We start from the raw sequence: 11,274 nt of genomic DNA, 5'->3' as shown, positions 1-11,274 counted from the left end.
CAACTTGTTGGAAAGAAGAGATATGTTTAAGTCAATTTTTGCATCTATTGTTTTTGCAATCACCTCCACATCGGCTTTTGCCGATACGGTTACATATGATTGCAAGCTGAAAACGCGTGAAGGCGGAAACTTCATGGCTGATCGCGTGGTTTTTTCCGTGGACACTGACGGTAGGCAAGCCTTGGTCTACGACGCATATATCCATCACTACGAGGGCGCACCGAAGCCTGCAAAATTCAAGGTACAGAACAACGGAAAGTACCAGATGAAGTGGTCTGTTGATGTTAGCGCCGTCAATGTCCAATCAATCCGGATTAACTATATTGGCAAATTTGACCCAAATTCGAAAAAGCTTGTCGTTACTGGGCGCCTTCAGAATATCAATTCGATGGACCGACCAGGTGGCAGCGGCCCCTGTACGTCGCTTAAGAATGAGTCCCTGTTTTAAAAGACGATTTATGTGACAAATTGAGTGGGCTATATTAGAGAGGCCACAATTCAGGGTTGAGATGTTTAGAGCCCAGCTAATCGCTATATCTTTACCCCGTCCTTAAAAAATGGCGGGGTTTGATATTGTAGTTTCAAGCAAGATAACTATATCACGGCCAGTAAGCCATTGGAAAGATGAGATATGTTTAAGACATTTGTTGCTGCGGCGGCTCTGGCCGTCATCACTACACCAGTATTCGCTAGCGTTGTTACCTATGAATGCACGATACAAGGTGGTCAAAAACGCGGCTGGATTGATGACACCCTGTTTGTGTCGATCGACACCGATGCCAAGCGGGCTGCTGTGAACACACCATCGGTTCAACACTACGAAGGCAGACCAAAAGCTGCTAAGTTTAAAGCCACCAGAGCGGGAAAGTACCGGGTCAAGTGGTCGGTACTACACACCAACGCAAACCCTTCGGCTATCAAAGCAAATTACGAAGCTGATATCGACCCGAAGACTAATAAAGTTGCGCTTCTGGTTCGGTTTCCAATGGTTAGCGTCTCGAACCGTCCACGCGGCACGGGAACCTGCGAAATTCTGAATGGTAAGTCACTGTTTTAAATTGGTTCTGTTTGTGCATGAACACAAGAGAACTGACCGGAAATACGTGGTGATTGAGACCAAGATGAATAAAACGAAAACTCTACTGTTCGCCTGCGCTGCAACCGCATCTGTTTGTATGACGGCCCCAGCCCTCGCTGACGTATATGAATGCACGTTTAAAGAGGGCCACGTTTCCAAACCAACCCCAACCCGTGTTGTGATTGAGGTCGACGATTATCGACGCCAAGGAAAACTGCTCGAGATTGAAATCCCAGGCGTCGCCACACGACCCGGTCCTATCACTATTACGCGTAACAATATCAATGTTGTCTCGGTCGAGTGGGCAGACCCTGACTATGCGTACACGGCAGAAGCAAAGCAAAATGGTGCAGGGTTCGGAACTTCACACAGAGGCAACTTCCGGGGAAAAGTTAAGTTTTCAGTTTTTCTAAAGAAACAGAACCTCAAGGCTTCAACACGCTCATCGGATAGGAGCGATCAGCCCATCGCGGCAAAATCTGGTCGCTGCGCTCGATTGAAATAGTATACCTGAATTATTCTGCACGTGTATGAAAAGAATATGAAAAAATCAATTTCTCGACTGTTTGTCAGCCTGTCATTTGCCTTCGTGGCATCCTCGTCTCCAGCTATTGCTGAAGTTTACGAATGCACCTTTAAAAACGGCCACGTTGCCAAACCAACTCCAACGCGTGTGGTGATCGAAGTTGACGATAATCGACGTAAAGGAAAACTGCTGGAGATCGAGATTCCGGGTGTCGTTACGCGATCCGGTCCTATCACTGTGACGCGCAATAATATCAAAGTTGTCTCGGTCGAGTGGATTGAGCCAGACTATGAATTCACGGCAGAAGCAAAGCAAAATGGAGCAAATACTCGATCAGTTTATCATGGTTCCTTTTGGGAGAACCTCCGGTTTTCTGTATTTTTGAAAAAGCAATCTCTAAACGCCAAAGTTCGGTCAGACCTCATCAGTCATAATCACCCTTTCAGCGGGCACAGCTCCGGAACATGCACACTGCGTTAATATGGCTCATTTGAATTTTTCAGTATCCAAGAGAAAAAATTGAAAAAACCACCGTCTCGCCTGCTTGCCAGCCTGACTGCGGTCATTGTTTCTGCCGCGACTCCCGCCTTTGCTGAAGTTTACGAGTGTACGTTCAAAGAGGGTCGCGTTGCCAAGCCAACCCCAACACGCGTTGTTATGGAAATTGATGATCATTGGCGCAAAGGACGGTTGCTGGAGATCGAAATCCCCGGAGTGGTTACGTCACCTGGACCGATAACGGTCAAGCGCGACAATGACAAAGTTGTCTCGGTGGAGTGGTTGAACCCCAGCTATGAGTTCACGGCAGAAGCAAGACGAAACGGAGCAAGATCAGCGCGGGACGGGAATGATAACATCGACTGGCGCAGCCAATTGTTTTCTGTGTTTGTGAAAAAAGACAGTTTGAAGGCACATGCACGATCCAACGACACCACTAGGGTGCAACGCGCCTTCGAGCAGCGCGGCTCTTGTGTTCGCTTGAATTGAAACAAATCTCGAAAACTTGAAATTAAGAAAGAAGATGAAAATGAAGAATTTCCTACTTGGCTCCCTGCTTGCACTTGGCGTCGCTAGCGCCGCATCCGCAGAGGTCTTGAGCTATGACTGCAGTCTGAACAGCTGGGAAGAGCAGGGCTGGGTGCCGCCACGTGTCCTGTTTTCGATCGATACCGAAACCGGACAAGCCCGTGCGTTTGATGCCAACATCAACGAAGTCCATGGCGCGCCAATGGCTGTAAAAATCAACTCCACTCGCAGCGGCAAATATCGCATGTCGTGGAAGCTGAACCTAGTTACCGTCAGCGGCGAGAGCATACGCGCCAACTATGTCGCCACCTATGATCCCAACTCTACTAAGTTCAACGTACGGGTGAATATGCCGATGGTGAGTGCAACCAACAGGCCGAGTGGTGACGGAAGCTGTAAATCCACGGGCAACCAGTCGCTGTTCTAACGCTTGGTGCGCGGTCACTGGAAGCAGATCGACTGAATTAAAATGGGCCCTGTTTTGGTTTGTTACTTGGACCAGTCCAGCTTGGTGACTTTCGAAAATACCGAAAAGGAAGAAGAATGAAAATCAAATGTGTAGCTGTTGCAGTTTTAGTAGCTATGGCAACCCCAGCTGTTTCTGCAGTTGTTACGTACGATTGCGATATCAAAAGCGGGGAAGATTACGGCTGGATCTCAGATCGAGTTTTGTTTTCCATCGATGCTGAAAACAAACGCGCAGCAGTGTTGGATGGCTTAATTTCCAACACAAATGGTGCCCCTTTGGTGACCAAGCTGAAAACTAAGCGCAATGGGAAACAAAAAGTGGCTTGGAGAATCGAGACCAAAACAGGCACCGGGCGCAACGTTAAGGTAAACTACGAAGCTGTTTTTGATCCGTCGTTTCAGACCGTAAGGATCGATGGTTGGTTTCCGCTAAGAAACAACGGCAATAACCCAAGGGGGACTGGTTCTTGTACTGTTGTGAACAAGAAATCCCTTTTCTAAGCGTCATACTTGAATGCTCACAAACCTAATATGGATAAAAACATGAAGATTATTACTTGGTCGCTTTGTGCCTTTTTGGGATTTGCCAGCGCCGCAAGTGCCGAAAAATACGAGTGCAGTCTCAGTGAGACGTCGCATTTCAACCTGATTGCTCCAAAGATCGTCATCGATGTTGCCGCTGGTGGAGCAAGTGCAACCGTGGTTGACGGAATACTGGCCCATTACCAACAGGCACCTGCCCAGGCGACAAAAGTGCGCCGCAAAGGCAATGTCCTGAGGGTGTCCTGGAAATTGAAAAAGGCCTCTGGCGGGGCCGTTAATGCCGCGTATACACTTATTTATAAAACCAACACGGGCAAAGCGCATGTGAACGTGTCGCTCCCTGCATATGACAATACCAGCTCAGCTTCTGGTACCTGTCGGAAAGTTTAATTATCAATCCTGTGAGATGTTGGGCGGCAAATTAAATTGTCGCCTGACATTCACCCGCAGTGCTTAGTTCTTGGCACTCTTTGTGCTATTATGCACATAGCTTGCGTCTGTCAGATGTAGCTTCTCTCTTGACCATTCCCATCGCGCAACGCATGTATCCGCATAGGAAATGCAACTTAATTTGATAGGTGTCTCAGATGGCTTTTGAACTTCCCGATCTCCCATATGCACATGACGCGCTGGCTGCCAAAGGCATGTCCGCAGAAACCATGGAATACCACCATGACCTGCACCACAACGCCTATGTGACCAACGGCAACAAACTGATCGAAGGCACCGAATGGGCCGGTAAATCGCTGGAAGAGATCATTGTAGGCACCTATGACTCATCCTCGGTTGCGCAAAACGGTGTCTTCAACAACATCAGCCAGTTGTGGAACCACAACGAATTCTGGAAAATGATGGGCCCCAACGGCGACGTCATGCCAGGTGATCTGGAAAAAGCTCTGGTTGAAAACTTTGGCTCGGTTGACGATTTCAAATCGCAGTTCTCGGCTGCTGGCGCTGGTCAGTTTGGTTCCGGCTGGGCCTGGTTGGTCAAAAACGCCGACGGCTCGTTAGCAGTGACCAAGACTGAGAATGGCGTGAACCCACTGTGCTTTGGCCAGACCGCACTGCTGGGCTGTGACGTATGGGAGCACTCCTACTACATCGACTTCCGCAACAAGCGTCCGGCCTACCTGTCGAACTTCCTCGACAACTTGGTTGACTGGGAAAACGTTGCCTCGCGTCTGGGCTAAGTCCTGATTGCAAAGCGATTATGAACCCGTCGGCGGATGTCGGCGGGTTTTTTATTTGGCCGCTGGTCTGAATTAGTTGGTCAGCATCTCAAGGGCCTGTACTGGGCTATCAACCCAAGTCAAATATTCAGCCGTGGCCTGATCTGCAAATTCCTGATCAACAACATGATCCAGCAGGGTGCGTAGGGGCTCCCAGTATCCTTCGGTATTAAGAATGATGATCGGTTTGCCATGGAGCCCAAGCTGTCGCCATGTCAGCACTTCGAACAATTCGTCCAGTGATCCGGCACCACCGGGCAGAACCACCACCGCATCGGCGTTATACAGCATCACCTTTTTGCGTTCATGCATGGTTTCGGTGACCACATAAGTCGATAGGTCCGATTTGCCGACTTCGCGACGCTCCAGATGCTCGGGGATCACACCAAAGGTCTCGCCACCTGCTGCTTGTGCAGCACGTGCAACCGTTCCCATCAATCCAACATCACCAGCGCCATAAACCAGCCGCAAATTGTGTTCTGCAAGCCCACGTCCCAGACCTTCTGCGGCCTCAGTATACGCAGGCATTGCCCCAAAGCGGGATCCGCAATACACACAGACCGATTTTATAGACATGGGCCAACCCTTCATTGTTGAAACACGAGGGAAACAAGACGTGTTTTGACCCCTGATACCGGGATTGATAGATTGGCTCAACTCAGCGGGAGAGATATCCTGCAAATTGGAAGGAAGACTATGGCGGGAACAGCCGGAAGCGGAGGGCTGGGCGCCCTAACAGTTGGCGGTATCGCAACAGTTGCGGTGGTCGTTGGCGGCGTAGTGCTGATGCAGTTGGGGGTGTTCAGTTCTGATCCTCCCATCGATGAGCAAGCCAATACTAATGGCCAAGTGGAAACCACAGTTGCAACAGTGGCTGAGCCAACCAAAGGCGACGCACCTGAAACGGTTGCCACGGTTGAAGAGACTGCTCCTGCCACCGCAGTTGAGCAGATCGCCACTGAAACCAGTGCGGACGATGCACAGGAAGTCGCCCAAACCACCTCTGAGCAGACAGCGCCTGAGCAGAGTGAGGCCACAGCTGACGCCCAACGGGACACTGTTGTCGCAGTTGCTGCGGATAGCCCGGTGGCTGAAAGTACAGAGCCCGCCGCCGATGTCGTTGCCGATGCCAGCACCACTACGCAAGATCGGGTCGATGAGACTGTTGAGACTGCGAATGTTGATGTGCCTGCTGCTGCTGAAGAAACCGCAACACAAGAGCAGGCACAGCCTACCGAGACGGCCGCGCTTGCGCTGCCAAATACCACCGCCCCTGCAGTGGTCGAGGAACCCTCATTTGTACTGATCGCGCCCGAGTTGGATCTTGTCCGGTTTGATACCGATGGGTCTGGCGTTATTGCAGGCCGCGCTCAGGCGGGGGTTCAGATTTCCGTGTTGTTGGATGACAAGGTGCTGGATCAGTTCATGGTTCAAAATGGAGGCGAATTTGTCTCACTGACCTCGATCGAACCGAGCATTGACGCACGGGTGGTGTCTCTTGTGGCGGCCTTTGATGGCCAAACAGCCATCTCCGACGCAACATTCATTTTGGCCCCTAGCCAGGTTGCTGCCACAGCGACGGAAGAACTCGCCGAGCCTCCCAAAGAGGTTGTGGTCGTGGCAGAGGAAACCACCGTTACCGAACAGGTAGAGCAGCCACAAGCCACACAAGATGCAGTTGATGAGGTGGTCGCAGCCGACGCCTCCCAAGTCGCAGTGGTTGAGTCAGAAGATACTGCTGAAACACAGGTAGAAGCGGCGGCCGATCCTGAAGTTGTAGTCGCCGACGAGCCGGTTGCAGCTGAGGCTGAAGCAGCTCCTGAAACTGTTGCAGCTTTGGCCGATACGTCTGATGATACAGAGGCAACCGAAGCAGCGAAGGCTGCGGTTGAAGTTGCCAAAACTGCTGCGCCACAACCTGTCACTCAGCCCGAAACCGAGACTGTACCGGACGTGCAGCCAACCCCTACTCCCGTGGCCGTTTTGAAAGCGGACTCAAAAGGCGTTGAATTGGTGCAGCCCGCAACACCCGTTGCGCCAGAACTGCTGGGAAAAGTGGCGCTGGACACCATCAGTTATAGCGAAGAAGGCGATGTTCAGCTTGCAGGCCGCGCGCAACCGGACTCGCTGGTGCGGGTCTATCTGGACAACAGTCCGGTGGCCGATATTCGCGCCGCTGAAAATGGACGCTGGAGAGGCGAACTGAGCGACATCGCACCGGGTATTTACACCCTTCGCTTGGATGAACTAGACGCCGACGGCGTGGTTCTGAGCCGGTTGGAAACCCCGTTCAAACGCGAATCCCCCGAGGCCTTGCAGCCACCAGCAGCCCCCGAGGCCAGCCCCACACAGGCAGCGCCGCTGATCCGTGCGGTGACCGTGCAAAAAGGCGATACCCTGTGGGCCATCTCACGCGAACGCTATGGCGATGGATTGCTCTATGTGCGGGTGTTTGAGGCCAACAAAGGCGATATCAGGAATCCGGACCTGATTTATCCGGGACAGGTTTTCAACATCCCCGAATAAGCTGTTGAACAAAATCATGGAAACGCGCCCTTAGTGGCGCGTTTTTCTTAGCTAGCTTCTGGTCAAGCCGGGATGCAGCCCTTACTTCAGTAGGTCTAGCAAGGACGCACCATGACCCAAGCCAATGATATCACCGCCCGCGACGAACGCCGATCTGGCGCGCGCACCCTACGCCGCGTATGGCCTTACCTATGGCCAGACGGTCAGGCCTGGGTAAAACGCCGGGTGGTTTTGGCGCTTGCGGTGTTGGTGCTAGCCAAGGTCATCGCTGTCTACACACCCATTCTGTACAAAGGCGCAGTGGATACCCTTGCGGGCGAGGGCGTGCCGGATCTGGCACTGGGTGCTATTGGTCTGACCGTGGCCTATGGCATGGCCCGGATCATGACCATCGGCTTTCAACAGCTGCGCGATGTGATTTTTGCTCCGGTTGGCCAGCGCGCGCTACGGCGTCTTGCGCTGGAAACCTTTACTCATATCCACCGCCTGTCGATGCGCTATCACATCACCCGCAAAACCGGCGGGCTTAGCCGGATTATTGAACGCGGGGTCAAAGGCGTTGAGTTCTTGCTGCGCTTCATGTTGTTCTCAGTCGGGCCGCTGATCCTAGAACTGTCGATGGTGGCCGTGATCCTGGCGGTGCTGTTTGATGTCCGCTATCTGGTGATCGTTGTGGTCACAATCGGGCTCTATATCTGGTTCACCTTTGCGGTCACCGAGTGGCGTGTGAAACTGCGCCGCGAAATGAACAAGCAGGACACTGACGCCAACCAAAAGGCAATCGACAGCCTACTAAACTATGAAACCGTCAAGTATTTCAGCGCTGAAGGCCGCGAAGCCAAACGCTATGATGGTGCCATGCGCGCCTATGCGGAGGCGGCATTGAAAACCGCGTACTCGCTGGCCTTCCTGAACTTTGGACAAAGCGTTCTGATCACCATCGGCTTGGTAGGTGTAATGGTTCTGGCCGCGATGGGCGTACAGGCTGGTACGCTGACCGTAGGTGATTTTGTCATGGTCAACGCCTATATGATCCAAATCACTGTGCCGCTGAACTTCCTGGGCACTGTCTACCGCGAAATCCGCCAGAGCCTGGTGGACATGGGCGAAATGTTCGACCTGCTTGAGCAACCCGCCGATGTGTCCGATCGCGCTGGCGCTGGCGCACTCAAGGTAAACGGCGGCAAAATTGCTTTGCAAGATGTTCGATTTGGCTATGATGCCGACCGCGAGATCCTCAAGGGTGTGTCGCTGCAGGTTGAAGCCGGGCAAACCGTGGCCATTGTCGGGTCAACCGGATCAGGCAAATCCACCATCGGGCGGCTCTTGTTCCGCTTTTATGATGTCACTGGTGGGGCACTGACTATTGATGGGCAGGATGTGCGTGACGTCACCCAATCCAGCCTGCATGATGTCATCGGCGTAGTGCCGCAGGACACGGTGCTGTTCAACGACACCATTGGCTATAACATCGGCTATGGCCGGGGTGGGGCAACGCAGGATGAGATCGAACAAGCCGCCCGCGACGCACAAATCCACGATTTTATCATCTCCCTGCCAGATGGCTATGAAACCCCAGTGGGCGAGCGCGGGCTTAAACTGTCGGGTGGTGAAAAACAGCGCGTCGGCATTGCCCGAACCCTGCTGAAAAACCCTCCAATCCTGTTGCTGGACGAGGCCACATCGGCACTGGATAGTGACACCGAGCAAGAGATCAAAGAGGCGCTGTCACGGGCCGGGCAGGGGCGTACGGTGATCACCATCGCCCATCGCTTGTCTACCATCGCTGAGGCCGATCAGATTGTGGTGCTTGAACAGGGTGAAATCAGCGAGTTGGGCACCCATGATGAGCTGCTGACCAAAGATGGTCGCTATGCGCATCTTTGGCAGCGTCAGAAGGCGGATCAAGACGCGGCCTAACCGTTGCGTCTAGGCCCATTCAGCGTACGCCCTGTTCACGCAGGTTTTGGATTTGTGTGACAGTCTGCATTTCGTCACGTGACATCCGCCCGGCCTGACAAGCCCGGCATCAGGAACAGGGCCCCCTTGTGAAAGGGGCGCTATCGAAATGCATTTACGCCTGGGGGATAAAGTCCCCGGCCGTCTCCGCAATGGTGGTACCACCGTCGATATTCCCGCCGCGCCCCACTGGGTGATCGGCCATATCAAAACGCACTGGATAATCGGCAGGGAATGGGCCTTGCCGGTTATCAGTCCTGTGCAGGGACAACCTGAACATTGCCGCTGGGATCAACCAACAGTAGGTTGACCAGAGTATTCAGAAAACCCGGTGCTATTGATGCTGAAATTCATCCGCAAACTCATTGTTGTAACGCTTATCTTTGTTCTGGCGAAATTCGGCTTCCTGAGCCTCTTTCCGGTGCCAGCAGATCAAAACCGGGTGGACAGCATCGCAATAGCCCCAACCACTGACACCTTCCTGGGGGCCGAGATCCTGCCCCTGGCCCTGGCCAACCCAGACCGATCGGGGGTTGCCCCATTGCGGCAGGGCGAAGATGCCTTTGCGGCGCGGATGTTGCTGACCGAGGCGGCACAGGACAGCATCGATGCGCGCTATTACATCTGGCAAAACGACGCGACAGGGCTGATGTTGCTCGAGGCCCTGCGCCGGGCGGCGGATCGCGGCGTGCGGGTGCGCTTGTTGCTGGACGACAATGGCACCCCCGATCTGGACGCTGAATTGGCCGAGCTGAACCTGCACGCCAATGTTGAGGTGCGGCTGTTCAACCCCTTTGTGATGCGCCACCTGCGGAGCTTGTCCTATGTGCTGGATTTTGCGCGGGTGAACCGCCGTATGCACAATAAATCTTTCACGGTCGATGGTGTCGCCACGGTAGTTGGCGGGCGCAATATCGGCGACATCTATTTTGCCCACAGCGACGGCGTGAACTACTTCGACCTTGATGTGGTGGCTCTGGGGGATGCGGCCAATGATGTGGCGCAGGACTTCGATCTGTACTGGGCCAGCCCTTCAGCTGTTCCTGCTGATCTGATCCTGCCCGCAGCTGGGGATAAACAGGGCAGCCTGTTGGCAGCGGCAATTGATGCGGTCGAAGACACCGCCGGGGCACGAAAATTTGCGGCCTCTGTCTTGGCCTCAGATTTGATGAAACAGCTACAAGATGGCGCACAGGGGTTTGAATGGGCTGATCTGCAAATGGTCAGCGATCATCCGGCCAAAGGACAGGGGCCGGTGGTGCCTGAAAAGCTGATGATCAACCGGTTGGGGCAGCTCTTGGGCACGCCCACCCAAAGTGTCGATCTGGTCTCGGCCTATTTTGTACCCGGAGATCGCCTCACCACGATGCTGTCAGACTGGGCAGGGCAGGGGCTAAATGTTCGCGTGCTCACCAATGCACAAGAGGCCACCGATGTCTTGCCGGTGCATGGCGGTTATCTGAAATACCGCGATCAGTTGCTGGACGCCGGGGTTCAGGTGTTTGAGCTTAAGTCAACGCAGGAAGAGGACGAAGAGATGGACCTGCGCGACCAGTTTGGCCTGATCGGTTCCTCGCAGGTTAGCCTGCATGCCAAGGCCTTTGTCATTGATCAGCGAGATCTGTTTGTAGGCTCATTCAACTTTGATCCACGCTCAGCCAATCTGAATACCGAGATGGGGTTCCTGATCAAAGACTCCCAACTGGCCAAAGATATATTCCCAGGCTATTCCGGCCAGCTGAAACAGCGGGCGTACCGAGTTCAACGTCGCGCTGATGGCGGCACCGAGTGGGTTGAAACCCGTGCGAACGGTGAAGAGCGGCAATATGTGGTGGAGCCCGGTTCAACCGCCTTTACCCGGTTTCTGGTGCAACTGATCGGATGGCTACCGGTGACCTGGCTGTTATGATCCACTGCGC

The 11,274-nt window shown here is 53.4% G+C and carries 13 protein-coding genes; 12 read left to right on the top strand and 1 reads right to left on the bottom strand.

The genetic code is table 11. The features are described from left to right. The first annotated feature begins 22 nt into the window (after nt 1-22). The 9 genes from AC2T28_RS08595 (at nt 23) to AC2T28_RS08555 (ending at nt 4,831) form a co-directional block, all read left to right on the top strand. On the top strand, nt 23-448 hold the full coding sequence (locus tag AC2T28_RS08595) for a hypothetical protein (protein WP_486748560.1): 426 nt from the start codon (nt 23-25) through the stop codon (nt 446-448). Between the two features lie 183 nt (nt 449-631). Next, nucleotides 632-1,057 carry a hypothetical protein gene (locus tag AC2T28_RS08590; RefSeq protein ID WP_486748559.1) on the top strand — a complete coding sequence of 142 codons (426 nt, stop codon included), beginning with the start codon at nt 632-634 and terminating at the stop codon, nt 1,055-1,057. A gap of 1 nt (nt 1,058) precedes the next feature. Continuing rightward, complete coding sequence (locus tag AC2T28_RS08585) at nt 1,059-1,583, top strand: hypothetical protein (protein WP_486748558.1); 525 nt, start codon at nt 1,059-1,061, stop codon at nt 1,581-1,583. 36 nt (nt 1,584-1,619) lie between these two features. Then, nucleotides 1,620-2,084, top strand: a complete 465-nt coding sequence (locus AC2T28_RS08580; RefSeq protein WP_486748557.1) for a hypothetical protein — start codon at nt 1,620-1,622, stop codon at nt 2,082-2,084. 39 nt (nt 2,085-2,123) lie between these two features. Further along, nucleotides 2,124-2,591, top strand: coding sequence for a hypothetical protein (locus tag AC2T28_RS08575; protein ID WP_486748556.1), 468 nt, complete (start codon nt 2,124-2,126; stop codon nt 2,589-2,591). 34 nt (nt 2,592-2,625) lie between these two features. Then, complete coding sequence (locus tag AC2T28_RS08570) at nt 2,626-3,057, top strand: hypothetical protein (RefSeq protein WP_486748555.1); 432 nt, start codon at nt 2,626-2,628, stop codon at nt 3,055-3,057. A gap of 116 nt (nt 3,058-3,173) precedes the next feature. Continuing rightward, nucleotides 3,174-3,599, top strand: coding sequence for a hypothetical protein (locus AC2T28_RS08565; RefSeq protein WP_486748554.1), 426 nt, complete (start codon nt 3,174-3,176; stop codon nt 3,597-3,599). A gap of 30 nt (nt 3,600-3,629) precedes the next feature. Then, complete coding sequence (locus tag AC2T28_RS08560) at nt 3,630-4,031, top strand: hypothetical protein (protein WP_486748553.1); 402 nt, start codon at nt 3,630-3,632, stop codon at nt 4,029-4,031. A gap of 197 nt (nt 4,032-4,228) precedes the next feature. Next, nucleotides 4,229-4,831, top strand: coding sequence for a superoxide dismutase (locus AC2T28_RS08555; RefSeq protein WP_486748552.1), 603 nt, complete (start codon nt 4,229-4,231; stop codon nt 4,829-4,831). A gap of 72 nt (nt 4,832-4,903) precedes the next feature. Here the strand turns inward: AC2T28_RS08555 and AC2T28_RS08550 are convergent, their stop codons facing one another. Continuing rightward, a complete protein-coding gene (locus AC2T28_RS08550; RefSeq protein ID WP_486748551.1) occupies nt 4,904-5,446 on the bottom strand; it encodes an LOG family protein in 543 nt (180 codons plus the stop codon). Between the two features lie 120 nt (nt 5,447-5,566). Here AC2T28_RS08550 and AC2T28_RS08545 point away from each other — a divergent pair, with 120 nt between their 5' ends. The 3 genes from AC2T28_RS08545 (at nt 5,567) to AC2T28_RS08535 (ending at nt 11,264) form a co-directional block, all read left to right on the top strand. Then, complete coding sequence (locus AC2T28_RS08545; RefSeq protein ID WP_486748550.1) at nt 5,567-7,396, top strand: LysM peptidoglycan-binding domain-containing protein; 1,830 nt, start codon at nt 5,567-5,569, stop codon at nt 7,394-7,396. A gap of 111 nt (nt 7,397-7,507) precedes the next feature. Beyond that, entirely contained in the window at nt 7,508-9,316 is a 1,809-nt protein-coding gene (locus tag AC2T28_RS08540; protein WP_486748549.1) for an ABCB family ABC transporter ATP-binding protein/permease, read from the top strand. 379 nt (nt 9,317-9,695) lie between these two features. Then, entirely contained in the window at nt 9,696-11,264 is a 1,569-nt protein-coding gene (locus tag AC2T28_RS08535) for a phospholipase D family protein (protein WP_486748548.1), read from the top strand. The last annotated feature ends 10 nt before the right edge of the window (nt 11,265-11,274 follow it).

The sequence above is a fragment of the Parasedimentitalea nitratireducens genome, from assembly GCF_057444295.1.
Note: the sequence above shows the minus strand (reverse complement) of the source record. Positions and strands in the feature narration are given on the sequence as shown.